The organism is Microbacterium sp. 13-71-7 (assembly GCF_002257455.1).
Lineage (GTDB): Bacteria > Actinomycetota > Actinomycetes > Actinomycetales > Microbacteriaceae > Microbacterium.
Genome location: NZ_NCKN01000026.1, coordinates 1 through 26,454, shown reverse-complemented (window position 1 = coordinate 26,454; position 26,454 = coordinate 1). Strand labels below are relative to the sequence as shown.

Here is a 26,454-nt window from a genome sequence, read left to right as displayed (position 1 = left end):
CGCACCCCGGCCGCCGCGGAGCCACCGCGCGCACAGTGGCCGCGGATCGGCCGTGCGCGCGGTCGAGCGAGCACCCCGGGCGGCCCGGGTCAGCCCCGCAGCGCGAGCGCGAAGGGCAGGACCTCGGTCGCGCCCGCCCGGCGGAGGACGCGGGCCGCGACGGTGAGCGTCCAGCGGCTGTCGGCCAGGTCGTCCACGAGGAGCACGGGGCCGGCGGGGAGCTCGATGCCGTCGGCGCTGAGACGGTCCCACACTCCCGCGAGACGGAAGACGCTGTTGCCGCCGGGGCCTCCCGTCGGCCCGCCATCGGTGAGACCGAGCTCGCCGAGATACGGCAGCCGGCCGACGCTCGCCAGCCCCTGCGCCAGCGATGCGACGAGCTGCGGCCTCGAGCGCGACGGCATCGCGACGACCGCGACCGGGCGCTCCACCCACCCCCATTCGGCCAGCACGCGCACGCAGGCGGCGAGCACCGACGGGGGCACCGGCCCGTCGGCCGCGCCGGCCGCGAACAGCTCACGCATCGTGCCGCCCCAGCCCAGGTCGGTGAGCCGCGCGAGCGCGCGCCCCTCCCCCGCCTGCTCCGCCGCATCGATGCGCCCCTTCACCGGCACTCCGAGGCGGTCCGCGCCGGTCGGCCAGGCGCGCCGCGGCTCGATCGGCACCCCGACCCGGTCGAGCGACGTCGTGGCGGCGGCGGCCGCCGCGGATCCGATCTCCGTCGGGAACCAGACGCCCGCGCAGTTGTCGCACCGTCCGCAGGGCACGGCGGTCGCGTCGTCGAGCGTGCGCTGCAGGAACTCCATGCGGCACCCGCGGGTCTGCTCGTACTCGATCATGTGCTGCTGCTCGGCGAGGCGCTCCGCCGCGATCCGGCCGTAGCGCTCGGCGTCGTAGGTCCACGGCTCGCCCGTGGCGATCCACCCGCCCTGCACCCGCCGCACCGCGCCGTCCACGTCGAGCACCTTCAGCAGCAGCTCGAGCGGGGTGCGCCGGATGTCGACGATCGCCTCGAGCACCGGCGTCGAGACCGGCTGGTCGCCCAGCGCCGCGATCACGCGCTCGGCGCGCTCACGATCCGGCATCGACGCCGTCGCGAAGTAGTGCCAGATGTCGCGATCCTCCGCACCGGGCAGCAGCAGCACGTCGGCGCTCTCGCTCGCGCGCCCCGCGCGGCCGACCTGCTGGTAATACGCGACCGGCGAGGAGGGGGCGCCCAGATGCACGACGAAACCCAGGTCCGGCTTGTCGAAGCCCATCCCGAGCGCGCTCGTGGCGATCAGCGCCTTCACCTCGTTGCGCTTCAGCATGCCCTCGGATTCGGCGCGCTCCTCCGCATCGGTCTGTCCCGTGTAGGCGCGCACCTCGTGTCCGCGCTCGCGGAGCAGCCGCGCCGTGTCGACCGCGGCCGCCACCGTCAGCGCGTAGATGATGCCCGACCCGGGGAGATCGTCGAGGTGGCTGAGCAGCCAGGCGAGCCTGCTCGGCGCATCGGGCAGGCGCAGCACGCCCAGCCGCAGCGACGAGCGCGCGAGCGGCCCGCGGATCGTGAGGACCCCGGATCCGGCGGCCGACGATCCGCCGTCGCTCCGCGCGCCGCTCGTGCCGAGCTGCTCCGCGACATCGGCCACCACTCGGCTGTTCGCGGTCGCGGTGGTCGCGAGCACGGGCACGTCGGACGGCATCTGCGCGATGAGGTCGCGCAGCCGCCGATAGTCGGGGCGGAAATCGTGTCCCCAGTCGCTGATGCAGTGCGCCTCGTCGATGACGAGCATGCCGATGCGCCGCACCAGCGCCGGCAGCTGCTGTTCCCGGAAGGACGGATTGTTGAGCCGTTCCGGCGAGACCAGCAGCACGTCGACCTCGTCGCGGTCGAGCTGTGCGATCACCTCGGCCCATTCGTGCGCATTGGTCGAATTGATCGCGACCGCGCGCACCCCCGCCCGCTCCGCGGCGGCGATCTGGTCGCGCATGAGGGCCAGCAGCGGCGACACCAGCACGGTCGGCCCCGCCCCGGCCCGACGCAGGAGCAGGGTCGCGACGAAGTACACGGCCGACTTGCCCCACCCGGTGCGCTGCACGACGAGCGCCCGGCGGCGGTCGGCGACCAGCGCCTCGATCGCCTCGAACTGCCCCTCGTGGAACACCGCATCCTGGCGGCCCACGAGCGCGCGCAGCGCTTCGAGCGCCCTGTCCTGGATCCCGGCGGCCGCTGCGTTCGACGTCATGACTCCACCCTGCCCCCTCCCGCGGACATCGCTGCACCGACGCGGTGGCGGGAATAGTCTCGGACGATGAGCAGGAGAGCCGCGTGATCACCCGCGAACTCGCACTCGCCCTGCGCGACGCGGGCCTGGTCTGGCACCCGGCCGAGGGCGACCGCTTCCAGCTCGACCTCCCGGACGAGGTGGAACTGGAGGTCGAGGCCGACACCTACACCGTCAGCACGATGACGATCGAGGCGAGGCAGACCCCGACCGGCACGATCCTCGCGTTCAACGGGACCACGGAGTGGGCGCTCGACGCGGTGACGCTGGGCGACGCGGTGTGGCTCCCGCGCGAGGATCAGCTGCGCGATCTCCTGCGCGGCACGTTCCGCCGCCTCGTGCGCCTCGACGACGCCTTCCGCGTCGAGCTCGAGGTCGCGGGCGAGCGCTGGGGCTTCGAGCACCCCGACCCGTCCGAGGCCTATGGGCGCGCGCTGCTCGCGCTCGTCCGACGCTCGCGCTGAGGCCCGGCCGGGCTTCCCCGGCGGCGCGATGTCCGACCTCGGTGCGACAATGCCGTGATGAGGCTCAGCGAGCTCGTCACCGCGACCGGAGAGGCGGCAGCGACCCCGTCGCGCCTGGCCAAGATCGAGGTGCTGGCGGGGCTGCTGCAGCGCGCGGATCCCGAAGAGCTCGCACCGCTCGTCGGCCTGCTCCTGGCCTCGCCGCGGCAGGGCAGGCTCGGCATCGGATGGCGCGGGATCACCGCGGTCGAGGCGACGCCCGCCGAGGCGCCGTCCCTGACCGTCGCCGACGTCGACCGCGCGCTCGACGACCTCGCCGCGGTGGTGGGATCCGGATCCGCCGCCGCGCGCTCCGCCCTCCTCGCAGAGCTGGCCGCCCGCGCCACGGCGGAGGAATGGGACTTCCTCGCCAGGGCGATGCTCGGCGAGCTGCGCACGGGCGCGCTGGCGGGTGTGCTGCTCGACGCGATCGCCCGCGCCTCGGACCGATCCCCCGCCGCGGTTCGGCGGGCAGCGATGCTCTCCGGCGACCTCGGTGCGACCGCGCTCATCGCCCTCACCGGCTCCCCGGAGGATCTGGATGCCGTGGGGCTCGCCGTGGGCCGCCCTGTGCTGCCGATGCTCGCGGCCAGCGCCGCGACGGCGAGCGCCGCGCTGGAGATCACCGGCGAGGCCTCGGTCGAGTACAAGCTCGACGGCGCGCGCATCCAGGTGCACCGCCAGGGCGACGACGTCCGGATCTTCACGCGCAGCCTCGCCGACGTGACGCACCGGCTTCCCGAGATCGTCGAGATCGTGCGCGCGCTGCCCGCCCGCGACCTGATCCTCGACGGCGAGACGCTGGCGCTCGACGAGGACGGCGGCCCCCGTCCGTTCCAGCAGACCATGTCGCGGTTCGGCGCCGACGCCGCGCGCGAGCTCGTGCTGCGGCCGTGGTTCTTCGATCTGCTGCACGTAGACGGCCGCGACCTCCTCGACGAGCCGCTCTCGGAGCGCCTCGCGGAGCTCGAGCGCGTGGCGGGCCCCTGGCGCATGCCCGGTGTCGTCACCGCAGACCCCGATGCCGCCGAGCGCCAGTCCAGGGAGGCGCTGGCCGCCGGGCACGAGGGCGTCGTGGTCAAGGCGATCGGAGCCGCCTACGCGGCCGGCCGCCGTGGCAAGTCCTGGGTGAAGGTGAAGCCCGTGCTCACCTACGACCTCGTCGTGCTCGCCGCGGAATGGGGATCCGGCCGCCGCCGCGGCTGGCTCTCGAACCTGCACCTCGGAGCCAGGGATCCGGACGGCGAGTTCGGCGAGCCGGGCGGGTTCGTCATGGTCGGGAAGACCTTCAAAGGCCTCACCGACGAGCTGCTGCGCTGGCAGACGGAGACCTTCCCCGAGTACGAGACGCGTCGCACGGGCGCCGCCGTGTTCCTCCGCCCCGAGATCGTCGTCGAGATCGCGATCGACGGCGTGCAGCACTCGCCGCGCTACCCCGGGGGGATCGCGCTGCGCTTCGCCCGCGTCAAGCACTACCGCCCCGACAAGACCGCGGCCGACGCGGACACGATCCAGGCCCTCCGCGCGCTGCTGCGGGAGTGACCCTCCCGACGGCACCGCTCCCCTGAATCGCGATCCGCAGCTCCGCAGGCGCTCGCTAGAATGAACGTGTCCGGCGCATGCGCGACCCGCTGCTGCGCCGGTGCTCGAAAAAGGGGCACGAAGCCCGCAGCGCGACGCCGCGCTCCGGCGAGACACATACGGATCCTCGTTCCGTTGTCGTCTCGAAAGGCCGTTCAGCATGCCCACCGTCTCCGCGCACGTCGCCCTCACCCTCGCCCAGCACATCGACGCCGTCTTCGGCGTGATGGGCAACGGCAACGCCTATTTCCTCGATGCGATCGAGAAGCAGACCGACGCCTCGTTCACCGCTGTCCGGCACGAGCAGGGCGCCGTGGTCGCCGCCGACGCGCACTTCCGCGCCTCGGGCCGCATCGCCGCCGCCACCAGCACGTACGGCGCCGGCTTCACCAACACGCTCACCGGCCTCGCCGAAGCGGTGCAGGCGCACATCCCGCTCGTGCTGGTCGTCGGCGACGAGCCCACGAGCGGCCCGCGCCCCTGGGACGTCGATCAGATCGCCCTCGCCTCGGGTGTCGGCGCCCGCACGTACACGGTGGGCCGCGCCGACGCGGCCGCCACCACGGTCATCGCGATCGAGCACGCCCTCACCTACCGGGTGCCGGTCGTCCTGGCGATCCCCTATGACGTCGCCGCCCTCGAAGCCGGCGAGGCGCCCGCCGCCCCGGCCCCGCGCGTGCCGGCGCCGCTCGCGCCGAAGGGCGAGTTCGCGGAGGGTATGCTCGACCGCCTCGCCGCGGCCCTGCGCTCCGCGAAGCGCCCGTTCCTGCTCGCCGGCCGCGGCGCCTGGCTCGCCGGTGCGGGCGAGGCCCTCGGCGCGCTGGCCGACGCGACGGGCGCGCTCACGGCATCCTCCGCGCTCGGCCGCGGGGTGTTCCCCGACCAGCGCTTCGACCTCGGCGTGACCGGAGGCTTCGGCGCCGAGGACGCGATGGAGCTCATCCGCGAGGCCGACGTCGCCGTGGTGTTCGGTGCCTCGCTCAATCAGTTCACGATGCGGTTCGGCGCGCTGTTCGCCCCGGGCACGCAGGTCTTCCAGATCGACGTGACCCCCGCGGCCACGCACGCGCACGTCAGCGGCTTCGTGCGGGCCGACGCCCGGCTCGCGGCCGAGGCCCTCGTGTCGCGGCTGCAGGACGCCGAGGGATCCGGCTGGCGGGAGAGCGTCGATGTCGCCGCGGCCCGCGTCTACGACTCCGGCGACGACCTCGCGCCCGACGGCCGGCTCGACCCGCGCTCCGCGGCGCGCCGCATCGCCGAGCTGCTCCCCGAGGATCGCGTCGTGGTCTCGGACGGCGGGCACTTCATCGGCTGGGCGAACATGTACTGGCCGGTCGCGTCGCCGGACCGGATGATGATGATCGGCACCGCGTTCCAGGCGATCGGCCAGGGCTGGCCGAGCGTCGTCGGCGCCACGCGCGCCCGGCCCGAGGCGACGGTGGTCCTCACCTCCGGCGACGGCGGCGGCCTCATGGCGATCGCCGACCTCGAGTCGGCCGTCCGTGCTGCCGGCGGCCGGGGCATGGCCGTGATCTGGAACGACGCGGCCTACGGCGCCGAGGTGAACCTGTACGGCCTCAAGGGCCTGGCCCGCGAGCCCATGCTCATCCCCCAGGTCGACTTCTCCGCCTTCGCCGCCGCCGTGGGCGCGGAGGGCGTCGCCGTGCGCACGCTCGCCGATCTCGACCGGCTCGCCTCCTGGACCGCGGAGGATCCGGACACCCGCCCGTTCCTCGTGCTCGATCTGCGGATCTCGGGCGACGTGATCGCGCCGTACCAGGAGGAGATCATCCGGGTGAACTCCTGAGCGGCGGCGTTCCCGGCGGACTCCGGATCCCCGCGCGGCCCTAGGCTCGGTGTCATGAGCGCCGACCCCGAGATCCTCCGCTACGCCGCCTTCGCCGATGCGCCGGAGGGCGGAAACCCGGCGGGTATCGTGCTCGGCGCCGCTGCGCTGTCCGACGCAGAGATGCTGCGGATCGCCGCCGAGGTGGGATATCCGGAGACCGCGTTCCTCCTCTCCTCCGCGACCGTCGACGGCGTCCGCCGGCATCGGATCCGGTACTGGTCGCCGGCCGCGGAGGTCCCGTTCTGCGGACACGCGACGGTCGCCACCGCCGTCGTGCTCGCCGAGCGCGAGGGTCCGGGTGCGATGGTCTTCGACACGTCGGTCGGCGAGGTGGCGATCACGGCGACGTCCGCGGCGGACGGCATCGAGGTCTCGTTCACGAGCGTCGAGCCGACCGTGCGCGCGCTGGATCCGGCCGTCCTGGACCGGACCCTCGAACTGCTCTCGCTGCGCGCCGACGACCTCGACGCGGCCTACCCGCCGCGAGAGGCCTTCGCGGGCAACTGGCACCCGGTCCTGGTGCTGGAGGATCCGGAGATCTTCCACCAGTTCCGGTTCGCTCCGGAGCCCGTGGCGGAGCTCATGCTCGCCCAGGGCTGGAGCGGCACGATCACCGTGCTGCACGCGCTGTCCGACCGCGAGTTCCTCGCCCGCAACATCTTCCCCGTCGCGCGGATCACCGAGGACCCGGCGACCGGATCCGCGGCCGCCGCGACCGGCGCCTACCTGCGCGCGACCGACCGCGTCCCCGAGGGTCGCGTCGTGCGGATCCGCCAGGGCGCGCACGTCGGCCGCCCGAGCCTGCTGACCGTCACGATCCCCGAGTCCGGCGGCATCGTCGTGACCGGCGGGGCGACGCGGATCCCGGGCTGAACCGCATCGATATCGCTTATTCGCGATATCGCGCTTCCGTGATATTGTGAGCCCGTGGGACGAGCAGCCGAGGTGATCCGCGACGCGAGGGCGCGCGCCGGCCTGACCCAGGTCGAGCTCGCCCGCCGAAGCGGAATCGCCCAGAACGTGATCAGCGACTACGAGCGCGGCAAGCGCGAGCCCTCCTTCGGCGCCGTCGACATCCTGCTGGGCGCGGCCGGCCTCACGATCGAGTACAAGCCGCTGTCCGAGTTGGAGCGCGTCCGGCGCAGGCGGGACGAGATCGTCGAGGTTCTCGCCGCGCACGGCCTCACGAACGCGGGCGTCTTCGGCAGCGTCGCACGCGGCGAGGAGACGAGCGCGAGCGACATCGACATCCTGGTCGATGTGCCGCGCGGCGTCGGGCTGATCGCCATGCTCAATGCTCAGGGAGAGCTGGAGAGGCTCCTCGGCCGCACGGTCGACCTGATCCCGCGCGAAGGCCTCAAGCCCGACGTCGCCGCAAACGTCAGCCGCGAAGAGGTGCCGCTATGACCCGCGCACCGCGTGACCGTCTTCTCGACATGCTCGCCTCCTGCGACGCCATCGCCGACCACATCGATCGCGACGATGCGGATGAGGGGATCCTGTTCGACGCCCTGCGCATGCGTCTGTTCGAGATCGGCGAGGCTGCGAAGGACCTGCCGACCGGACTCACGGACACCGAGCCGGAGATTCCCTGGTCGATGATCATTCGCACACGCGATCGCCTGGCGCACCACTATTTCGACACGACCCACGCGATCGTCTTCGAGGCGGCACACCACGAAGTCCCGATGCTCGCGCAGGCCGTGCACCGGATGCTGGCCATCCTCGATGAAGCAGGACCGCAGGAACCGGCCCGCTGATCACACCTCCAGGAAGGCGCCCTCCAGGAACGACGCGAGCTCGTCCACGCCGTCGAGCGGCAGGATCGCGGCGACGTACTGGTCCGGACGGACCACCACGACCACCCCGTCGCGGGACAGCTCGCGCTCGGCGAAGATGTCGGTCGTCGACCAGTGCGAGGGCGCCGCGGCGTACAGCTTCTCCCAGTCGGTGAGACCGAGCGGGCCGGTCTTCGGCTGGAACAGCGCGGGCGCGGTCGTGACGTCGAGGTCCTCATAGGACCGCTGGGAGATCGCCTTCACGTCGAACACCGCGTCCACGTCGCCGTCGGCGGGGGTGAACCGGGCGAACACGGGCGCCGCGGCGGCGGCCCAGGCGTCCAGCCCGACGCCCGACGCGTCGCCGAACGCGTACACGCGCCAGCGTCCGTCGGCCTTCGCGTGGTGGCCGAGGTGGATCACGTTGCCGTCCGACACGCGCACGACCTCGGCGCTCTTGAAGCGCTTGCCGAGCGGGAAGCCCGCGGCGAGCGCCTGATGCGCGTCGGATCCGGTGATCATCGACGAGGCGTACTGCGTCATAAACCCCGACGGGAACTCGGCCGTGGCCAGGTAGTACTTCGCCAGCTCCTGCGGATCCGAGATCTCCTCGGGCTTGCGCGCCATGAGCGAGGACCACTCGCGGTCGAAGTCGATGAGCTGCTGGGCGACCGGCTGCCGCTCGGCGCCGTACGTCGACAGCAGCGCGGCGGGGGCGCGCCCGGTGAGCACGGAGCCCAGCTTCCAGCCGAGGTTGAAGCCGTCCTGCATCGACACGTTCATGCCCTGCCCCGCTTTGGCGCTGTGCGTGTGGCAGGCGTCGCCGGTGAGGAAGACGCGCGGCGCCGCGGCGGATCCGGGATCCACGTCGTCGAAGCCGTCGGTGATGCGGTGGCCCACCTCGTACACGCTGTGCCAGGCGACCTGCTTCACGTCGATCGCGTAGGGGTGCAGGATCTCGTTCGCCTTGGCGATGATCGCCTCGATCGGCGTCGCGCGCACGGCGTGGTTGTCATCCGCGGCGACCTCGCCGAGGTCGATGTACATGCGGCTGAGGTAGCCGCCCTCGCGCGGGATGTGCAGGATGTTGCCGGCCTCGGCGTTGATCGCGCACTTGGTGCGCCAGTCCGGGAAGTCGGTGTTGACCAGCACGTCCATGACGCCCCAGGCGTGCGCGGCCATGGCTCCGACATGCGTGCGGCCGATGGCCTCGCGCACGCCGCTGCGGGCGCCGTCGCAGCCGGCGACGTACTTCGCGCGGATGGTGCGCTCCTCGCCCGCGCGCTCCCCCGCGGAGTAGCGCACCCGCACCTCGACGGGATACTCGCCCTCCTCGTGCACGGTGAGGCCGAGGAACTCCACGGCGTAGTCCGGCAGGATCCGTCCCGGGCCGTCGGCCGCCGCCTCGGCGAAGTAGTCCAGCACGCGCGCCTGGTTCACGATCAGGTGCGGGAACTCGCAGATGTCGTAGGCGTAGTCCGCGGTGCGCGCGGTGCGGACGATGTTCTGGCGGTTCTCCGGATCCGGGCCCCAGAAGTTCATCCAGCCGATGTTGTAGGCCTCGGCGATGATCCGCTCGGCGAAGCCGAACGCCTGGAACGTCTCGACGCTGCGCGGCTGGATGCCGTCCGCCTGGCCGAGCACGAGGCGTCCATCGCGCTTCTCGATCATCCGCGTGGTGACGTCGGGGTACTGCGACATCTGCGCGGCGAGGAGCATCCCGGCGGGGCCGGATCCGACGATGAGGACGTCCATCGTGTCGGGGAGATCCGCCGGGCGGTCGATGCCCGTGCCTGCGGCGGGGAGCACGCGGGGGTCATGGGAGACGTATCCGTGGTGGTGGAACTGCATCGTCGTCGATTCCTTCCTGACGGCGCCGTCGGGCTCGGTTCGGGCTGGTGCGCGGTTCGTGCGCTTCGCGAGAAGTTCTTGCACCTCGCAACATCGTGTTCTATATTCGAACATGACGTTCTACTATTGAACACAGACTATCCGAGGTCGTGCGAGCGATCAAGACGCGAGGAGTATTCGTGGCCGACGCCCCCGCTTCGCAGACCCTCAGCCGCGGCATCCGGATCCTGGAGGTCCTCGCCGACGCGCGCGGACCGCTCTCGATCGACGAGATCGCCGCGGCGCTCGGCGTGCACCGCTCGATCGCCTACCGGCTGCTGCGTACGCTCGAGGATCACGGGCTCGTCGCGCGGGACGCCTCGGGCCTCGTCGCCCTGGGCGCGCGCATGGCCGCCCTCGCGGCCGGCGTCGCCAACGATCTGCAGGCCGAGGCACTCCCCGAGCTCACCGCCGTGGCGAACGAGCTCGGCATGACCTGTTTCCTCGCGGTGCTCGACGGCGAGGAGTGCATCACCCTCGTCAGCGTGGAGCCGCGCCACGCGGTGGCGAGCGTCGCCCAGCGCCCCGGCGCGCGGCACTCGGTCACGGTGGGCGCCCCGGGCAAGGCGATCCTCGCCCAGCTCGCCGAGCCGGAATGGCCCTCGGGCGCCGGCGCCGCACTGCGCGCGGAGGCCGCAGGCGTGCGCACCGCGGGATATGCCACGAGCCACGACGAGGTGATCCCCACGGTGCAGTCCGTGGCGGTTCCGCTCGTCCTGCGCGGACAGCGTCCGGCCGCGATCGCCGTGGTGCACGTCGCCACGGACCGCACCGATGCCGAGATCGCCGCGCGTCTGCAGCGCTCGGCCGCGACGATCCGCGACGCCCTCGGCGCCTGAGCCGGCCCCGCCCCGGGGTCGTCGAGCGAGAACACCGGAGGCGACCGAGACGAAACGCGGCACCCTCGCAAGGGCACCGCGTTTCGTCTCGCTCCGCCTTCATCGGCGTCCGCTCGACCGTGAGGAAGGGTTCGCGCCTCAGGCCCGGGACAGCCCGTAGATCGGGCTCACCGACTGCTCGGCCTCATGATCCGGCCCGAGCGGGATGCCGCTGCGGTCGCGCAGCAGCAGCGTCGCGATGAGGCCGATCACGGTCATCCCGGCGAGGTACCAGGTGACGGCCTGCGTCGAGCCCGTCGCCTGCACGATCGCCGTCGCGATGGTCGGCGCGAAGGCGCCTCCGGCGATCGCCCCGATCGCATAGGAGACCGAGACTCCGGAGAATCGGATCGACGCCGGGACCAGCTCGGTGTAGAGCGCCGCCTGCGGGCCGTCGGTGAAGCCGAGACCGATCGTGAGGATCGCGAGGGCCGCGAACAGGAGTCCGACCTGCCCCGTGTTCACCAGCGGGAACAGGGTGAACACGCCGACGAGCTGCAGGACCCAGCCGACGATGTAGGTGGTCCGGCGGCCGATGCGGTCCGAGATCCACCCGGCGACGAGGGTCGACAGCAGCCAGGTGACGGCGGAACCGGCGACCGCCCAGAGCACGGGGCCGCGCTCGAGCTTGAGCGCGCCCTCGGGGTTCGTCGCGTACCCCTGGATGTAGCCGCCCGTGGTCATGTAACCGACCGCGTTGTTGCCGGCGAAGACGAGCGCGGCGATGACCACGAGCAGCAGGTGCTTGCGGAACAGCTGCACGATGGGCATGCTCGCGGCCTCCTTGCGCTCGGCGAGTTCCGTGAACACCGGGCTCTCCTCGACCCGGCGCCGCACGTAGTAGCCGACCACGATCAGCACCACGCTGAGCAGGAACGGAATGCGCCAGCCCCAGGACAGGAACTGGTCACCGGGTGCGACCAGCGCCATGATCGCCATCACGCCGGAGGCGATCAGCAGACCCAGCGGCACGCCGATCTGCGGAGCCGCGCCGAAGATGCCGCGCTTGGCCTTGGGCGCGTGCTCGACGGCCATCAGCACGGCACCGCCCCACTCCCCTCCGGCCGAGATCCCCTGCAGGATGCGCAGCAGCACCAGCAGGATCGGCGCTGCGATCCCGATCGCGTTCGCGTCGGGCAGCACGCCGATCAGCGCGGTGGCCGCGCCCATCAGGATCAGCGTCCACATCAGGACCGCCTTGCGACCGAACTTGTCGCCGAAATGACCGGCCAGGAACGCGCCGAGGGGGCGGAACAGGAAGCTGACCCCGACGGTGGCGAACCCGACCAGGGCGCTGTTGGCGCCGAGGTCCTTGAAGAAGAGCTGACCGAACACCAGCCCCACCGCGGTGGCGTAGATGAAGAAGTCGTACCACTCGACCGTGGTGCCGATGACGGTGGCGAAGACCACCCGCCGCCGGTCGGCCGACGAGGCGATGGTTCCTGTGGGCGTGAAGCCCGGGGAGGATTCTGCGGACATGCTGTCTCCTTTGCATGGGACGTCGTCGTCTTGGCCGACATCGTCGTCGTGCCCGTCACGGAGGTTCAGGATCCTGCGGACGGATCCGGATGCCATGCTTGCCGGGCTCGACCCGATGATATACGATTTCGAATACGAAGCCAAGGAGCACCCTCCCTGGCACCCCACCGCGCGAGGAGGCGCCCATGTCCGCACCGATCGACCGGCCCGGCAAGATCATCGCGATCCACCTCAACTACCGCTCCCGCGCCGACCAGCGCGGACGCACCCCCGCCTCCCCCTCCTACTTCTTCAAGCCGTCCTCCTCCGTGGCCGGCACCGACGGCGTCGTGGAGCGCCCCGCCGGCACCGAGCTGCTCGCCTTCGAGGGCGAGATCGCGCTCATCATCGGCACCGCCGCCCACCGGGTGAGCGTCGAGGACGCCTGGGCGCACGTCGCCTGGGTGACCGCGTCGAACGACCTCGGCCTGTACGACCTGCGCGCGAACGACAAGGGCTCGAACGTCCGCTCCAAGGGCGGCGACGGCTACACCCCGATCGGCCCCGACCTCATCCCCGCGTCCGAGGTCGACCCCGCAGAGCTGCGCGTGCGCGCCTGGGTGAACGGCGATCTGCGCCAGGACGACGAGACCAGCGGCCTGCTCTTCCCGCTCCCGCAGCTGATCGCCGATCTCTCCCAGCACTTCACGCTCGAACCCGGTGACGTGATCCTCACCGGCACGCCGGCCGGATCCAGCGTGATCGTCCCCGGCGACGTGGTCGTCGTCGAGGTCGACGCCCCGCACTCCGCCAAGACGCTCACCTCCGGCGGGCTGCGCACCACCGTCACCCAGGGCACCGTCCCCTTCGACGGCGCCCTGGGATCCCTCCCTGCGGTCGACGACCTGCAGCGCGCCGAAGCCTGGGGCTCGCGCGAAGAAGCCGGTCTGCCCGCCGAGGACGCTCCGGCGGCGCCCGCCGAGACGCCGGCGACGCCTGCGCTCGACCCGCAGCTCCGCGCCAAGCTCATCGCCGCCCCGACGGCCGGCCTCAGCGCCCAGCTGCGCAAGCGCGGGCTGCACGCGTGCTTCATCGACGGCGTCTCGGCGAACCTGCCAGGAGCCAAGATCGTCGGCACCGCGAAGACGCTGCGCTTCGTCCCCGCCCGCGAGGACCTCTTCAAGACCCACGGCGGCGGCTACAACGCGCAGAAGCGCTGCTTCGACGCGGTGGACGAGGGCGAGATCATCGTGATCGAGGCCCGCGGCGACGCCACCACCGGAACGCTCGGCGACATCCTCGCCCTGCGCGCCAAGGCCCGCCGCGCCGCCGGAGTGGTCACCGACGGCGGCGTGCGCGACTTCGCGGCGGTCGCCGAGATCGGCCTGCCCGTGTTCTCGCAGGGCGCGCACCCCTCCGTGCTCGGCCGCAAGCACGTCCCGTGGGACGTCGACGTGACGATCGCCTGCGGCGGCGCCACGGTGCAGCCGGGCGACATCATCGTCGGCGACGGCGACGGCGTGATCGTGATCCCGCCCTCCCTCGTCGAGGAGGTCGTGGACGCGACCCTCGCCCAGGAGGACGAGGACGCCTGGATCGCCGAGCAGATCGAGGCGGGGCATCCCGTCGACGGGCTCTTCCCGATGAACGTCGCCTGGCGCGCGAAGTACGACGCCGCCCGCCAGGCCGTCGCCGGGGTCGGAACGAGCGCCTGATGGCCGACGTCCTCGCCGGCAGCAAGTCGGAGCAGGCCTACGCCTGGATCCGCGCGCGGATCGCCTCCCACGCCTACGGTCCCGGCTTCCGCCTCGTGCTCGGCACGATCGCGGACGAGCTGGGCATGAGCGTGGTCCCGGTGCGCGAGGCGATCCGCCGGCTCGAGGCCGAAGGGCTCGTCACGTTCGAGCGCAACGTCGGCGCGCGGGTCACGCTCGTCGACGAGAGCGAGTACGCCCACACCATGCAGACCCTCGGCCTGGTGGAGGGCGCGGCGACGTCGCTGTCCGCCCCGCTCCTGGATGCGGCGGCGCTGGATCAGGCCCTCGAGGTCAACGACCGGATGACCCGCCTGCTCGAGAACTTCGACGCGCACCGCTTCACCGAGCTGAACCGCCAGTTCCACTCCGTGCTCTACGAGCCGTGCCCGAACCCGCACATCCTCGACCTCGTGCACCGCGGCTGGGCCCGTCTGAGCGGCATCCGCGAATCGACCTTCGCCTTCGTGCCGGGGCGCGCCGAGCACTCCGTCGAGGAGCACATCCAGATCGTGGAGCTGATCCGCACGGGCGCGGACCCGCTCGAGATCGAGCTCGCCGCGCGCAACCACCGCTGGCGCACGCGCGACGCCTTCCTCGCGGCGCTGCACCCCGAGATCCTCTGACCCGCACCACCGAAGCCACCCCGAACCACCCGGAAGGACGATGATGACCGACGCCTACGCCCCGGCAGATCTGCCGGAGAAGATCCAGCACTACATCGACGGCGAGTTCGTCGACTCCCTCGACGGCGACACCTTCGAGGTGCTCAACCCCGTCACCAACGAGACCTACGTGCACGCCGCCGCCGGCAAGAAGGCCGACATCGAGCGCGCCGTCGCCGCCGCCAAGCGCGCCTTCGACGAGGGCCCCTGGCCGCGCATGGTCCCCCGCGAGCGCTCGCGCGTGCTGCACAGGATCGCCGACATCGTCGAGTCGCGCGACGCCCGCCTCGCCGAGCTGGAGTCCTATGACTCCGGCCTCCCCATCACGCAGGCGCTGGGCCAGGCCCGCCGCGCCGCCGAGAACTTCCGGTTCTTCGCCGACCTGATCGTCGCGCAGGCCGACGACGCCTTCAAGGTCCCCGGCAAGCAGATGAACTACGTCAACCGCAAGCCGATCGGCGTCGCGGGGCTCATCACGCCGTGGAACACCCCGTTCATGCTCGAGTCGTGGAAGCTGGGCCCCGCGCTCGCGACCGGCAACACGGTCGTCCTGAAGCCCGCAGAGTTCACGCCGCTGTCCGCGTCCCTGTGGGCGGGCATCTTCGAGGAGGCAGGGCTCCCGAAGGGCGTCTTCAACCTCGTCAACGGCCTCGGCGAGGACGCGGGCGACGCGCTCGTCAAGCACCCCGACGTGCCGCTCATCTCGTTCACCGGCGAGAGCCGCACCGGCCAGATCATCTTCGGCAACGCCGCGCCGTTCCTGAAGGGCCTGTCCATGGAGCTCGGCGGCAAGAGCCCCGCCGTGGTGTTCGCCGACGCCGACCTCGACACCGCGATCGACGCCTGCATCTTCGGCGTGTTCTCGCTGAACGGCGAGCGGTGCACGGCCGGATCCCGCATCCTCGTGCAGCGCGACGTCTACGACGAGTTCGTCGAGCGCTACGCCGCGCAGGCGAAGCGCGTCAAGGTCGGCCTCCCGCACGACCCCACGACCGAGGTCGGCGCCCTGGTGCACCCGGAGCACTACGAGAAGGTCATGAGCTACGTCGAGATCGGCAAGGGCGAGGGCCGCCTCGTCGCCGGCGGCGGACGCCCCGAGGGCTTCCCCACGGGCAACTACGTCGCTCCGACCGTGTTCGCCGACGTCGCCCCGGACGCCCGGATCTTCCAGGAGGAGATCTTCGGCCCGGTCGTCGCGATCACCCCCTTCGACACCGACGAGGAGGCGCTCGCCCTCGCGAACAACACGCGCTACGGCCTCGCCGCCTACATCTGGACCAACGACCTCAAGCGCGCGCACAACTTCGCGGGCGCCGTCGAGGCCGGCATGGTGTGGCTGAACTCGAACAACGTGCGCGACCTCCGCACCCCGTTCGGCGGCGTCAAGGCGTCGGGTCTCGGTCACGAGGGCGGCTACCGCTCGATCGACTTCTACACCGACCAGCAGAGCGTGCACATCACGCTCGGCGCCCCGCACAACCCGGTGTTCGGCAAGCAGGCGCCGCCCGCCGAGCAGGACCTCGACGACCCGGACCCCCGCTGACCGGATCCCCGCTGACCGGATCCCGAAACTCCGCTCCCGTCGCGATCTCTGCCGCTCTGACCCGCGGATACCGGCAGAGATCGCGACCGGAACGGATCCGAAAACTCATCACGCAAGGACGCTGACATGACCAATCGTGCAGACATGACGCCCACCTCCTCCGGCTTCTTCACCAGCCAGGAGGCGCCCATCACGACCGACAACCCGGTCGCCACCCCCTCCTCCCCGCCGCCGGACGTGCTCCGCTGCGCGTACATGGAGCTCGTCGTCACCGACCTCGCCGCCTCGCGGGTGTTCTACGTCGACGTGCTCGGCCTGTACGTGACCGAGGAGGACGACGAGGCGATCTACCTCCGCTCCACGGAGGAGTTCATCCACCACAACCTCGTGCTGCGCAAGGGCCCGGTCGCGGCGGTCGCCGCGTTCTCGTACCGCGTGCGGACGCCGGAGGACCTCGACCTCGCCGTCGCGTTCTACACCGCGCTCGGCTGCGACGTGCGCCGCAACCCCGACGGCTTCGTGAAGGGCATCGGCGACTCGGTGCGGGTCGTGGATCCGCTCGGCTTCCCGTACGAGTTCTTCTACCAGACCGACCACGTCGAGCGGATGAGCTGGCGCTACGACCTGCACATCCCCGGCGAGCTCGTGCGCCTGGACCACTTCAACCAGGTCACGCCCGACGTGCCGCGCGCCGTGAAGTACATGCAGGACCTCGGCTTCCGCGTCACGGAGGACATCCAGGACGACGAGGGCACGGTCTACGCCGCATGGATGCGTCGCAAGCCCACCGTGCACGACACCGCCATGACCGGCGGCGACGGCCCGCGCATGCACCACGTGTGCTTCGCGACGCACGAGAAGCACAACATCCTCGCGATCTGCGACAAGCTCGGCGCCCTCCGCCGCTCCGACGCGATCGAGCGCGGCCCCGGTCGCCACGGCGTGAGCAACGCCTTCTACCTGTACCTGCGCGACCCCGACGGCCACCGCGTCGAGGTCTACACGCAGGACTACTACACGGGCGACCCCGACAACCCGGTCATCACGTGGGACGTGCACGACAACCAGCGCCGCGACTGGTGGGGCAACCCCGTCGTGCCGTCCTGGTACACCGACGCGTCGCTCGTGCTGGACCTGGACGGCAACCCGCAGCCGGTCGTCGCCCGCACCGACTCCAGCGAGATGGCCGTGACGATCGGCGCCGACGGGTTCAGCTACACCCGGCCCGCCGACGAGGAGGCCATGCCGGAGTGGAAGCAGGGCGAGTACAAGCTCGGCCACCAGCTGTAAGCCCCTATTCGGGGTCCTCTCTCGGCGTCGTCGAGCGAGGACCCCGAAGGCGACCGAGACGAAACGCGGTGATCCGCGGAGGACCGCGTCTCGTCTCTGCGTTTCGATTCGCCTTCGGCTCACTCAACGAACGCGGCTTCGCCGGTGCTCGCTCAACGACCCCTGACTTCGAGAGGATGTCCCCATGCTCCCCGCAGAAACCATCGCCGCGCTCGCCGCCGAGCTGGCCGAAGCCGACCGCACGCACGGCGTGATCCCGCGCATCACCGCGCGCCACCCCGAGGCGACGGTCGAGGACTCCTACGCGATCCAGGGCGTCTGGCGCGACGCCCAGGTGGCCGCGGGGCGCAGGCTCGTGGGGCGCAAGATCGGCCTCACCTCGAAGGCCATGCAGCAGGCCACCGGCATCACGGAGCCCGACTACGGCGTGATGTTCGACGACACCGTGTACTCCTCCGGATCCGAGATCCCGGTCGATCACTTCTCGAACGTGCGCATCGAGGTCGAGCTCGCCTTCGTGCTGAAGGAGCCGCTCTCCGGCCCCGACTGCACGCTCGAGGACGCCCTCGCCGCGATCGACTACGCCGTGCCGGCGCTCGAGGTGCTGAACTCGCACATCGAGCTCGAGGGCCGCACGATCGTCGACACGATCAGCGACAACGCGGCGTACGGCGCCATGGTGCTCGGCACCGTGCGCAAGCGCCCCGACGAGATCGACCTGCGCTGGGTGCCGGGGGTGCTCTCGCGCAACGGCGAGATCGAGGAGACCGGCGTCGCCGCCGGCGTGCTGGGCCACCCCGCCACGGGCGTCGCGTGGCTCGCGAACAAGTTCCATCAGCACGGCGCGCGTCTCGAGGCGGGCGAGATCATCCTGGCAGGATCGTTCACGCGCCCGATGTGGGTGGCGCGCGGCGACGAGGTGCTGTGCGACTACGGACCGATGGGAACGATCGAATGCCGCTTCGTCTGAATCCGACCTTCCGCGAGCACCTGGCCGGTGCCGACCGCGCCCTGATCGGCATGTGGTCGTGCACGGGCAGCCCTCTCGTGACGGAGATCGCGGCAGGGAGCGGCCTGGACTGGCTGCTCATCGACGGCGAGCACTCGGCCAACACCCTGGACTCGCTCCAGGTGCAGCTGCAGGCCGTCGCCGCCTACCCGATCACGCCGCTCGTGCGCGTTCCCTGGAACGACCCCGTGACGATCAAGCAGGTGCTCGACCTGGGCGCGCAGAACCTCATCGTGCCGATGGTCTCCTCGGCCGACGAGGCGCGCGCCGCGGTGGCCGCGACCCGGTATCCGCCCGCGGGCATCCGCGGCGTCGGATCCGCCCTGGCCCGCAGCGCCCGCTGGAACCGCGTCGAGGACTACCTGACCGAGGCCGCGCAGCACGTGTCCCTGACCGTGCAGATCGAGACCTCGGCGGGCGTGGAGGCGGCGGCCGGGATCGCCGCCGTCGACGGCGTGGACGCGGTCTTCGTCGGCCCGTCCGACCTGGCCGCGTCGATGGGGCTGCTCGGGCAGCAGACGCACCCCGACGTCGTCGCCGCGGTCGAGCACGTGTTCGCCGCGGTCGCCGCGGCCGGAAAGCCGGTCGGGGTGAACGCGTTCGACCCGGTCGCGGCCGATGGATACATCGCGGCAGGCGCCTCGTTCGTCGCGGTCGGCGCCGACGTGGCGCTCCTCGCCCGCGCCTCCGAGGCCCTCGCGACCCGATTCCTCCCGGCCCCGGCCTCCGGTCCCGCTGCCAGCTACTGACCCCCGTCCGGTTCAAAGCTTCCTCCGTTTCAAAGCGCGCAATTGGCTCCATCCCGGCCCGGGATGGAGCCAATTGCGCGCTCTGAACGAGACAGGCTGTGGATAACCGGAACCGGGGCAGGACGGGTCGGCAGAGTGTCGGGATGGGGCGCAGAACGGAACTTCCCGATGAGCTCGGTGGCGAATTCTCCGCCGCTCTCGCTCGCAGACACGGCGTGACCCGATCCCGCTTGCGCGGCGGCGACCTCCGCGCGCCGTTCTTCGGAGTCCGGATCGCCGCCGACATCTCCTTCGAGGTCGATGCGGAGGATCCGTACCAGCGCCAGCGTCTGCGGCGGATCGCACGGGCGCGCGAATACGCACCGCGGCTGCACAAGGGCCACTTCTTCAGTCATCAGACCGCGGTCTCGATCTGGGGTGGCCCGCTGCCGCTCGAGTTCACGGAGGATGGGCGGATCGCCGACGACTTCCCTCCGCACGTGTGCGCGCTCGGACCGCTCGCCGAACCGCGCACCTCCGGAATCATCGGCCACCGCACTCGATGGTCCTTCACCGCGATGACGGAACACGACGGGCTGCGGGTCTCGTCACCGGCAGCGACCTGGGCGTCGCTCGGATCCCTGCGCCTGCACGACCTGATCGCCCTCGGCGACTACTTCTGCCGCGAATGGCGACAGGGGCGCGGCCGCCCCGATCCCGGCAGGACCCCTCTCGCGGCGACGGACGACCTGCGGCGGATGCTCGAGGTCGGGCGCCGCATCGGAGCCGACCGGCTGCGGGCCGCGCTGCCGCGGATACGGCAGGACTCGTGGTCGCCTCGGGAGAGCCTGGTGCGCTGCCTGCTCGTCGACGCGGGGCTTCCCGAACCGCAGCTCAACGTGGACGTGTACGACGATGCGGGCCGGTTCCTCGGCTGCGTCGACATGTCGTACGGCGAGGAGAAGGTCGCCGTCGAGTATCTCGGGATGCTGCACGGCGCGACCTGGGCCGCCGACGTCGAACGGATCGCCGCGCTGCGCGCCGCCGGTTGGATCGTCATCGAGGTGACCGCTCCGCTGCTGAGGCGGCCGGAGGAACTGGCTCGTCGGGTCGCCTCCGCCCTCCGCCGCGCCGGGTGAGCCGCGCTCCGGAACCAAAGCGCGCAAATGGGTGTATTCGAGCCGAATATGGAGCCAATTGCGCGCTTTGAAACGAGACAACGGCCGCCCCTGCCAGGATGGGGCGGGTGAAGAAGGCCCTCGCCGCGCTGCAGGACCGCGGGTTCCGCTGGTTCTTCCTGGCACGCACCCTCACGCTCGTCACGGGCTCGATGTCGTCGATCGCACTCGCGTTCGCGGTGCTGAGCATCGACAACGATGCGGGCGCGCTCTCGATCGTGCTCACCGCGTTCACGGTGGCGAACATCGTCTTCCTGCTGCTCGGCGGCGTGGTCGCGGACCGGCTGCCGCGCGCGCTCGTGATCCAGACCAGCTACGTCGTGGACATCCTCTCGATCGGCACCACGGCCGCCCTGCTCTTCACGCACACCGCCACGGTGCCGCTGCTCGCCGGTCTCGCCGCGCTGAACGGAGCCTCCGCCGCGTTCGTGATGCCGGCGATGCAGGGACTCATCCCCCAGCTGACGACGCCCGGTCATCTGCAGCAGGCGAACGCGCTGCTCTCGTTCGCCCGGTCCGCCACGACGATCGCGGGCCCGGTGGTGGCGGGAGGCATCGTCGCCCTCGCCGGCCCCGCCTGGGTCATGGTGATCCAGGCGGCGGGCTGGGCGCTCGCGATCGTCTTCCTCGCACTCGTGCGCCTGCCGCCACCGGTCAGGGGACAGCGCGCGGGGCTGTTCCACGACCTGCACGACGGGTGGCGCGAATTCTGGTCCCGCCCCTGGCTGTGGATCGTGGTGCTCGCGTTCATGGTGCTCAACGCGATCCACGTCGGCGCCTGGGGCGTCGCTGGTCCGTACATCGCCAAGAACGACCCGCTCCTCGGCATCGCCGGCTGGGGATGGGTCGTGAGCGCCGAGGGCGCCGGCGTGCTGGTGATGACGCTGCTGCTGCTCTGGGTGCCGCTGCGGCGTCCGCTGCGGCTCGGCATGCTGGGCATGAGCGCGCTCGCGATCCCGCTCACGCTCCTCGGGGTGCACCCCTCCGTGCTGCTCCTGGTCGCCGCGGCCTTCGTCGCGGGCGCGGGCGTCGAGGTCTTCAGCACCGGGTGGAACGTCACGATGATGGAGCAGATCCCCGAGGAGAAGCTGTCCCGGGTGTCCAGCTACGACATGCTGGGCAGCTACATCGCGATGCCGATCGGCACGCTCGCCTTCGGCTGGCTGATCGCGCGTGCGGACGTGACGGCGCTCATGGTGGGCTCTGCGATCGTCTACGCCGTCATCGCCCTCGGCACGATGCTGATCCCCGGCATCTGGCGGATGGGGCGGGCGACGGCCGCGACCGCGCGAGCAGAACCCGTCCCGGACGGCGTCTGACTGGCGCTTTCATAGGCGTCCGCGGCAGGATGAGGTCATGACTTTCCCCGCCCTCGCGCCCCTCGCCGACCGCGCGGCGCTGTTCGCCGCCCTCCGCCAGGACCAGCTGGTCACCGCGACCGCCGCCCTGGGCGAGCACCGCTGGGACGCCGACCTCGCGGCAGGCACCCTCACCTTCACGTCCGAGACGGATCCGAGCCGCCGGCTCGTCGCGCGCGCATCGCTCGTCGCCACGATCGCGCCGGGGCCCCGCTCCCTGATGTGGGCCTGGGCGCACCCGCAGGGCGGATCCGACCCGTCGGTCGCGAGCCTCCGCGACTACGGCACGACGTACTCGATCGACGAGCTCTCGAACGCCGAGCTGCCGTTCCCGGCCGAGGCGGAGGCCGACCTGGACGGATGGATCGCCGGCGCCGCCCATCAGATCGGCGCGATCGCCGAGGAGATCACCGGCCGCTCGCCGTACTACTCGGCCCCTGTCGGCAGCGGCACGCGCGCCGTGTTCCTGCTCGACGCCCCCCTTCCTCCGCTCACGGTGGCCGACGCCGTCATCGCCCTGCCGCGGATCCTCTCCGAGCTGACGCTCTCCGATGCGCGCTCCTCGGTGTGGGATCTGGCCCGGCTCGCGGGCTGGAGCATGCAGTGGGCCGACGAGGCCTACTCGGCGGCGGTCGTCAGCGACGCGAGCGGCAGCGCCACGTTCCGCTTCGACGAGTACGCCCGCATCGCGGGCGTCGAGTCGCAGCTCGGGCAGGTCCCGCAGGGCTGATCCGGCGATCCGGAGCGCCCGTCGATGCGCACGGCCCCGCGCGTCGCGCTCGTCCTGGCGCTCATCGCCGCCGCACTCCTGCTCTCCGCCGGCCCCGCCGCGGCGCATGTGACGACGGTCGCCTACGCCGACCTGACGTCGGAGGGCCGGACCGACGTCCGCGTCGAGTTCGACCTGCAGTACGAGCTGCTCAGCGCATCCGCCGCCAAGGCGCAGGGCGACCCCGCGCTCTTCGCCGACGCCGTCGGGAGTCCTCGGCCCGGTGCAGAGGATCAGGTGCTCGCCGACCACGCCGCCGCCATCCTCGCCTATACGACGGCGCGCTTCCACGTCGCGGTCGACGGCGGCCCGCAGTGCGTGCCGCACCCGGACGGCCCCGCCGCGTTCCACACCAGGGACGCGACCGACTACGCGCGCTTCGCGGTGCGGTACGCGTGCGGCGCCGCGCACGGCGGCGCGTTCGTCGTGCGGAGCGCCCTGTTCCCCGACTCCGAGGAAATGGTCAAGGACACGAAGACGATCGTCGCCTACGCCCTCGACGGCCGCAGCGGCAGCGCAGCCCTCGACGCCGCGCATCCGCAGTTCTCGACCGCGCAGCCGTGGACCGAGCGCTTCGCCGAGTTCTTCCTCCTCGGCGCGGAGCACCTGCTGACCGGCATCGACCACATCCTGTTCCTGATCGCGCTCATCATCAGCTCGCGGCGCCTGCGCGACGTGGTCTTCGCGGCGACCTGCTTCACCGTCGCGCACTCGATCACCTTCCTGCTCGCGGCCCTGGGCCTCGTGCACATCGGCGCGAACGTGGTGGAGCCGGCGATCGCGCTGTCGATCGCCGCCGTCGCGGGCTGGCACCTCTGGGAGGAGCGCCTCCGGCGGGCGGCGCGACGCCGGGGCGAGCCGGCGCCCCCGCCCAGCCGGCGGGCAGCCCTCCTCCGCCTCGGGATCGTGTTCGGCTTCGGCCTCATCCACGGGCTCGGCTTCGCCACCGCACTGAAGATCGAGGAGCCGTGGTCCTGGACGCTGCTGTGGTCGCTCCTCGTCTTCAATCTGGGGATCGAGGCGGTGCAGCTGACCGTCATCCTGGTCGTCTTCCCGCCGCTCCTGCTGCTGCGCCGCCGCCTGCCCCGCACGGCGACCGTGCTGGGCGTCGCCGTCACGGCCGTGGTGCTCCTGTTCGGCCTGCTCTGGTTCGTCATGCGGATGCTCGGGCTGGCCGGCACGCCCTGAGTCCGCCGGCGTCTCAGCGTCCGAGCCGCTGGCGCGCCGTGTTCCTGCCCGCGCCGACGGGCTCGTGCGCCGTGGCGGCGGCGAGTCCGAACAGCGGCATGTCGGCGTAGATCGCCTCCATCTCCCCCGCCGGTACCTGGTACGTCTCGTGCCAGACGCCGACGCTGCCGGATCCGAGCAGCGTGCGCATGAAGTCCCGCCACGGCTGCAGGTGCGGGGCGTCCCTGTCCGCGGCGAAGCGCTGCAGATGCTCCGGGCTCTCCCAGTACGAGAGCAGGATCGTCGTGCGTCCGAGCCAGCTCTGGCAGCCGAGCATGCCCGTCTCCGGATGCTGTGCGAGATGCCGCAGCATCTTCGGCATCTGCCGCGCCACGCGCTGCACCCGGCCCAGCTGCCACCACTTGTTCGCCCGCATCCCGATGACGAACACGGTGATGTCACCGCGGTCCACGACTGCCGTGTACCGACCGGGGAAGACCTTCTCGCCCATCGTCGTTCCTTTCTAACGGTGTTATAGAACGTTGTTACAGAACGACGTTACGATAGGATCGCTTCCATGGCAAGACCCATCACCCACGATGCGACCCTGCGGTCACGACTGATCGAGGTGGCCTCGGCGATGATCGACCGCGACGGCCCAGAGCGCTTCTCCGTGCGCGAGGTGGCGGGGGCGGCGGAGACCTCGACGTCGGCCGTCTACTCGCTGTTCGGCAGCAAGGCGGATCTGATCACCGCCGTGGTCGCGGACTCGTTCGCCTCGTTCGCCCTGGCGCAGCGCGAGGCGGAGCCCAGGGGCCTGCGCGCCCTCGGCGAGGCGTATCGCGCGTGGGCGCTGCAGCATCCCGACCGCTACCGGCTCATGTTCAGCGGCGCGGTCGCCGGGGCGACCCATGACGGCGGCCACGGCGGCCGCGATCCGGAGTCCGATCCGGAGCCGGACCCGGAACTGGATGCGCTCCTCCCCCTCGCCCGCACCCTCACCGGCGTGGACAGGGTCGACGAGAGCGTCGACCTGGGCAGCACGCTGGCCGTCTGGGCGCAGGTGCACGGCGCGGTCAGCCTCGAGCTCGCGCGCGTCGCCCCGCCCTGGATCGACACCGACGCCGTGTACGCCGCGGTGCTCGACGCGATCGCCGCGGTGCACCCCGGTCGCTGAGGCCGGGCGCGATGCGCGACCCGCGCCCCCTCGGCGGGCGGCTGGGTAGCATGAGCCGCATGAGCGCCCTCGACCTCATCCCCGCCGGCCGCACGTTCACCCCCGAAGACATCGTCGTCTACGCGGATCCGCAGCACCGCTCCCTCGACGAGGCGCTCCACGACGCCGACGTGCTCATCAGCTGCCCCCACGCCGGGGCCGCAATCCCCGAGGAGCTCGCCGAGTTCCTCTCCCCCGCGCTCACGCGACGGCTGCAGTACGACTTCACCGATGTCGCGACGGCGGCGATCGTGCGGCGGTGGGCGTCGCAGGATCCCCGGGTGGTCGCCGTGATCAATCCGCATCCGCGGCTCGTGCGCGATCCCAATCGCGCCAGGCCCGCGGACGTCGCCGCAGACCTGACCGCGGCGATCGAGCGCGTGCGCGCCGCCGGCCCCTGGCAGAGGGTCGACCTCACCGGTGTGGATGCGATCCGTCCCGTCACCTTCTCGTTCTTCCCGATCATCGAGGTGCCGGACACCGAGGCAGGGCTGCGCCGTCTCGTCGACGCTTTCGTCGAGGTCGCAGAGCGCGGTCTCGGGGTGTACGAGCGCACCAGGGACGACCTGACCGCGCGGATCGTCGCGGAGCGCCTGCGCACCGGGGGCCGCCTGACGCGGCTGTCGTTCCACGACACCATGAACACCACGACCACGAAGGACGGAGCCGTCGACGTCCCGCGTGCCGAGAAGGACCGGCTTCCGCGCATCGTGGCGCTCTCGAACCGCGGCGACACCCGCGGAGAGGAGCGCGATCCCGCCGATCCTCCGACCATGGCGCCGGCGCGCCTGCGCGTCCTGGCCGAGGCGCACCGCGTCGGCTTCGAGGCCGCGGAGCCGGGCGATGTCGCCCTGAACCAGCCCTATCTCGGCAGTCAGGAGATCCTCGCCGCCGGTGCCCGGTTCCGCGCGCTCGCGGACGAGGCCGCGGCGGCCGGCGCGGAGTTCGATGCCGTGCAGGCCGAATTCCTCCGCGAGTTCCTGCTCGGCGAGGAGGCGACCGCAGAGCTGCACCGGCCCGGCACCGATTGGATCACCGAGGACCCCGCCCACGTCGACCGGCTCGCCGCGGCCTGCCGTCGCTCCTGGGACCTGTACCGCGCGCGCTGATCCCAGGTGGGCCCCACCCCGGTGGAGCCCGCCCGCGGACGTGCGCGGATCAGCCGCCCCAGAGCACCCCGAACAGGGCGCCGAACCCGATGGTCGTCACCGCCAGGATCAGGGTGGGCGCGAAGAAGGAGTGATCCACGAGCTTGGTGCCGAGCTTCGTGGTGCCGGAGGTGTCGAAGTTCGCCGCGGCGATCTGCGAGCCGTTGGTCGGCAGCAGGTAGATGCCGGCGAACGCGCCGGCCCACATGCCGGAGAGCAGTCCGAGCGGGATCCCCGCGGCGAGGCCGATCGGCACGATCGTGCGGGTGGCCGTGGACTGGCTCGTCGTGAGCACGCAGACCAGGAAGACACCGAGCGCGAAGATCCACGGAGCCGCGGTGACCAGTCCGCCCACGCCCTCCGAGATGAGCTTCGCGTGGGCCCCGAGGAAGGTGTCGGTGAGCCACGCCAGGCCGAACAGCGCG

At 71.7% G+C, this 26,454-nt stretch carries 24 protein-coding genes; 19 read left to right on the top strand and 5 right to left on the bottom strand.

From position 1 onward, the window contains the following. Positions 1 to 89: 89 nt before the first annotated feature. On the bottom strand, positions 90 to 2,228 hold the full coding sequence (locus tag B7X32_RS04380) for a DEAD/DEAH box helicase (RefSeq protein WP_292716607.1): 2,139 nt from the start codon (positions 2,226 to 2,228) through the stop codon (positions 90 to 92). Between the two features lie 83 nt (positions 2,229 to 2,311). Between B7X32_RS04380 and B7X32_RS04375 the strand changes: the two genes are divergently transcribed. The 6 genes from B7X32_RS04375 to B7X32_RS04350 all read left to right on the top strand — a co-directional run bounded on the left by B7X32_RS04375 (position 2,312) and on the right by B7X32_RS04350 (position 7,960). After that, positions 2,312 to 2,731 carry a pilus assembly protein CpaE gene (locus tag B7X32_RS04375; protein ID WP_292716604.1) on the top strand — a complete coding sequence of 140 codons (420 nt, stop codon included), beginning with the start codon at positions 2,312 to 2,314 and terminating at the stop codon, positions 2,729 to 2,731. Positions 2,732 to 2,788: 57 nt separating this feature from the next. Next, positions 2,789 to 4,312, top strand: coding sequence for an ATP-dependent DNA ligase (locus B7X32_RS04370; protein WP_292716601.1), 1,524 nt, complete (start codon positions 2,789 to 2,791; stop codon positions 4,310 to 4,312). A gap of 199 nt (positions 4,313 to 4,511) precedes the next feature. After that, positions 4,512 to 6,158: a thiamine pyrophosphate-binding protein gene (locus B7X32_RS04365; protein ID WP_292716598.1), complete on the top strand. Its 1,647-nt coding sequence runs from the start codon at positions 4,512 to 4,514 to the stop codon at positions 6,156 to 6,158. Positions 6,159 to 6,212: 54 nt separating this feature from the next. Then, complete coding sequence (locus tag B7X32_RS04360) at positions 6,213 to 7,073, top strand: PhzF family phenazine biosynthesis protein (protein WP_292716595.1); 861 nt, start codon at positions 6,213 to 6,215, stop codon at positions 7,071 to 7,073. 54 nt (positions 7,074 to 7,127) lie between these two features. Continuing rightward, positions 7,128 to 7,607, top strand: a complete 480-nt coding sequence (locus B7X32_RS04355) for an XRE family transcriptional regulator (RefSeq protein WP_292716593.1) — start codon at positions 7,128 to 7,130, stop codon at positions 7,605 to 7,607. Further along, on the top strand, positions 7,604 to 7,960 hold the full coding sequence (locus B7X32_RS04350) for a HepT-like ribonuclease domain-containing protein (protein WP_292716591.1): 357 nt from the start codon (positions 7,604 to 7,606) through the stop codon (positions 7,958 to 7,960). The genes B7X32_RS04355 and B7X32_RS04350 overlap by 4 nt, the downstream gene beginning before the upstream one ends. Here B7X32_RS04350 and B7X32_RS04345 read toward each other — a convergent pair whose 3' ends face one another. Then, complete coding sequence (locus B7X32_RS04345) at positions 7,961 to 9,829, bottom strand: FAD-dependent monooxygenase (protein WP_292716588.1); 1,869 nt, start codon at positions 9,827 to 9,829, stop codon at positions 7,961 to 7,963. Positions 9,830 to 10,008: 179 nt separating this feature from the next. On the opposite strand from B7X32_RS04345, the gene B7X32_RS04340 reads away from it, so the two are divergent. Then, on the top strand, positions 10,009 to 10,707 hold the full coding sequence (locus B7X32_RS04340) for a helix-turn-helix domain-containing protein (RefSeq protein WP_292716585.1): 699 nt from the start codon (positions 10,009 to 10,011) through the stop codon (positions 10,705 to 10,707). Positions 10,708 to 10,845: 138 nt separating this feature from the next. Here the strand turns inward: B7X32_RS04340 and B7X32_RS04335 are convergent, their stop codons facing one another. Next, a complete protein-coding gene (locus B7X32_RS04335; RefSeq protein WP_292716584.1) occupies positions 10,846 to 12,225 on the bottom strand; it encodes an MFS transporter in 1,380 nt (459 codons plus the stop codon). Positions 12,226 to 12,410: 185 nt separating this feature from the next. On the opposite strand from B7X32_RS04335, the gene B7X32_RS04330 reads away from it, so the two are divergent. The 10 genes from B7X32_RS04330 to B7X32_RS04285 all read left to right on the top strand — a co-directional run bounded on the left by B7X32_RS04330 (position 12,411) and on the right by B7X32_RS04285 (position 23,686). Beyond that, on the top strand, positions 12,411 to 13,919 hold the full coding sequence (locus B7X32_RS04330) for a fumarylacetoacetate hydrolase family protein (RefSeq protein WP_292716581.1): 1,509 nt from the start codon (positions 12,411 to 12,413) through the stop codon (positions 13,917 to 13,919). Next, entirely contained in the window at positions 13,919 to 14,584 is a 666-nt protein-coding gene (locus B7X32_RS04325) for a GntR family transcriptional regulator (RefSeq protein ID WP_292716578.1), read from the top strand. Before B7X32_RS04330 ends, B7X32_RS04325 begins: the two co-directional genes overlap by 1 nt. A gap of 43 nt (positions 14,585 to 14,627) precedes the next feature. Then, on the top strand, positions 14,628 to 16,166 hold the full coding sequence (gene hpaE / locus B7X32_RS04320; protein WP_292716576.1) for a 5-carboxymethyl-2-hydroxymuconate semialdehyde dehydrogenase: 1,539 nt from the start codon (positions 14,628 to 14,630) through the stop codon (positions 16,164 to 16,166). 126 nt (positions 16,167 to 16,292) lie between these two features. Continuing rightward, positions 16,293 to 17,456 carry a 3,4-dihydroxyphenylacetate 2,3-dioxygenase gene (gene hpaD, locus B7X32_RS04315; protein ID WP_292716573.1) on the top strand — a complete coding sequence of 388 codons (1,164 nt, stop codon included), beginning with the start codon at positions 16,293 to 16,295 and terminating at the stop codon, positions 17,454 to 17,456. Positions 17,457 to 17,640: 184 nt separating this feature from the next. Continuing rightward, the gene (locus B7X32_RS04310; RefSeq protein ID WP_292716570.1) at positions 17,641 to 18,426 is read left to right on the top strand and encodes a fumarylacetoacetate hydrolase family protein; all 786 of its coding nucleotides are present in this window, start codon (positions 17,641 to 17,643) and stop codon (positions 18,424 to 18,426) included. Beyond that, positions 18,411 to 19,214 carry an HpcH/HpaI aldolase/citrate lyase family protein gene (locus tag B7X32_RS04305; RefSeq protein ID WP_292716567.1) on the top strand — a complete coding sequence of 268 codons (804 nt, stop codon included), beginning with the start codon at positions 18,411 to 18,413 and terminating at the stop codon, positions 19,212 to 19,214. Before B7X32_RS04310 ends, B7X32_RS04305 begins: the two co-directional genes overlap by 16 nt. Positions 19,215 to 19,429: 215 nt before the next feature. Continuing rightward, complete coding sequence (locus B7X32_RS04300) at positions 19,430 to 20,332, top strand: hypothetical protein (protein WP_292716564.1); 903 nt, start codon at positions 19,430 to 19,432, stop codon at positions 20,330 to 20,332. 107 nt (positions 20,333 to 20,439) lie between these two features. Next, positions 20,440 to 21,690 (top strand): MFS transporter, encoded by a 1,251-nt coding sequence (locus B7X32_RS04295; RefSeq protein WP_292716561.1) that lies wholly within the window; start codon positions 20,440 to 20,442, stop codon positions 21,688 to 21,690. Between the two features lie 37 nt (positions 21,691 to 21,727). After that, positions 21,728 to 22,459: a DUF6882 domain-containing protein gene (locus B7X32_RS04290; protein WP_292716559.1), complete on the top strand. Its 732-nt coding sequence runs from the start codon at positions 21,728 to 21,730 to the stop codon at positions 22,457 to 22,459. Positions 22,460 to 22,483: 24 nt separating this feature from the next. Further along, the gene (locus B7X32_RS04285; RefSeq protein WP_292716556.1) at positions 22,484 to 23,686 is read left to right on the top strand and encodes a HupE/UreJ family protein; all 1,203 of its coding nucleotides are present in this window, start codon (positions 22,484 to 22,486) and stop codon (positions 23,684 to 23,686) included. Between the two features lie 13 nt (positions 23,687 to 23,699). Here the strand turns inward: B7X32_RS04285 and B7X32_RS04280 are convergent, their stop codons facing one another. Next, on the bottom strand, positions 23,700 to 24,176 hold the full coding sequence (locus B7X32_RS04280; RefSeq protein WP_292716553.1) for a DUF4188 domain-containing protein: 477 nt from the start codon (positions 24,174 to 24,176) through the stop codon (positions 23,700 to 23,702). Positions 24,177 to 24,242: 66 nt separating this feature from the next. On the opposite strand from B7X32_RS04280, the gene B7X32_RS04275 reads away from it, so the two are divergent. Both B7X32_RS04275 and B7X32_RS04270 read left to right on the top strand, forming a co-directional pair. Further along, a complete protein-coding gene (locus B7X32_RS04275) occupies positions 24,243 to 24,842 on the top strand; it encodes a TetR/AcrR family transcriptional regulator (RefSeq protein ID WP_292716550.1) in 600 nt (199 codons plus the stop codon). Positions 24,843 to 24,901: 59 nt separating this feature from the next. Further along, complete coding sequence (locus tag B7X32_RS04270; RefSeq protein ID WP_292716547.1) at positions 24,902 to 25,990, top strand: N-formylglutamate amidohydrolase; 1,089 nt, start codon at positions 24,902 to 24,904, stop codon at positions 25,988 to 25,990. Between the two features lie 49 nt (positions 25,991 to 26,039). Here the strand turns inward: B7X32_RS04270 and B7X32_RS04265 are convergent. Next, the coding region (locus B7X32_RS04265) for an anaerobic C4-dicarboxylate transporter family protein (RefSeq protein ID WP_292716545.1) at positions 26,040 to 26,454 on the bottom strand (415 nt) is incomplete at its 5' end.

Bases quoted from the DNA above. Each gene is read 5' to 3' on its own strand.
- B7X32_RS04285 (WP_292716556.1), top strand. From the start codon at position 22,484: ATGCGCACGGCCCCGCGCGTCGCGCTCGTCCTGGCGCTCATCGCCGCC.
- B7X32_RS04365 (WP_292716598.1), top strand. From the start codon at position 4,512: ATGCCCACCGTCTCCGCGCACGTCGCCCTCACCCTCGCCCAGCACATC.
- hpaD (WP_292716573.1), top strand. From the start codon at position 16,293: ATGACCAATCGTGCAGACATGACGCCCACCTCCTCCGGCTTCTTCACC.
- B7X32_RS04270 (WP_292716547.1), top strand. From the start codon at position 24,902: ATGAGCGCCCTCGACCTCATCCCCGCCGGCCGCACGTTCACCCCCGAA.
- B7X32_RS04310 (WP_292716570.1), top strand. From the start codon at position 17,641: ATGCTCCCCGCAGAAACCATCGCCGCGCTCGCCGCCGAGCTGGCCGAA.
- hpaE (WP_292716576.1), top strand. From the start codon at position 14,628: ATGACCGACGCCTACGCCCCGGCAGATCTGCCGGAGAAGATCCAGCAC.
- B7X32_RS04325 (WP_292716578.1), top strand. From the start codon at position 13,919: ATGGCCGACGTCCTCGCCGGCAGCAAGTCGGAGCAGGCCTACGCCTGG.
- B7X32_RS04275 (WP_292716550.1), top strand. From the start codon at position 24,243: ATGGCAAGACCCATCACCCACGATGCGACCCTGCGGTCACGACTGATC.
- B7X32_RS04360 (WP_292716595.1), top strand. From the start codon at position 6,213: ATGAGCGCCGACCCCGAGATCCTCCGCTACGCCGCCTTCGCCGATGCG.
- B7X32_RS04290 (WP_292716559.1), top strand. From the start codon at position 21,728: ATGACTTTCCCCGCCCTCGCGCCCCTCGCCGACCGCGCGGCGCTGTTC.
- B7X32_RS04280 (WP_292716553.1), bottom strand. From the start codon at position 24,176: ATGGGCGAGAAGGTCTTCCCCGGTCGGTACACGGCAGTCGTGGACCGC.
- B7X32_RS04370 (WP_292716601.1), top strand. From the start codon at position 2,789: ATGAGGCTCAGCGAGCTCGTCACCGCGACCGGAGAGGCGGCAGCGACC.
- B7X32_RS04330 (WP_292716581.1), top strand. From the start codon at position 12,411: ATGTCCGCACCGATCGACCGGCCCGGCAAGATCATCGCGATCCACCTC.
- B7X32_RS04350 (WP_292716591.1), top strand. From the start codon at position 7,604: ATGACCCGCGCACCGCGTGACCGTCTTCTCGACATGCTCGCCTCCTGC.
- B7X32_RS04380 (WP_292716607.1), bottom strand. From the start codon at position 2,228: ATGACGTCGAACGCAGCGGCCGCCGGGATCCAGGACAGGGCGCTCGAA.
- B7X32_RS04305 (WP_292716567.1), top strand. From the start codon at position 18,411: ATGCCGCTTCGTCTGAATCCGACCTTCCGCGAGCACCTGGCCGGTGCC.
- B7X32_RS04335 (WP_292716584.1), bottom strand. From the start codon at position 12,225: ATGTCCGCAGAATCCTCCCCGGGCTTCACGCCCACAGGAACCATCGCC.
- B7X32_RS04345 (WP_292716588.1), bottom strand. From the start codon at position 9,829: ATGCAGTTCCACCACCACGGATACGTCTCCCATGACCCCCGCGTGCTC.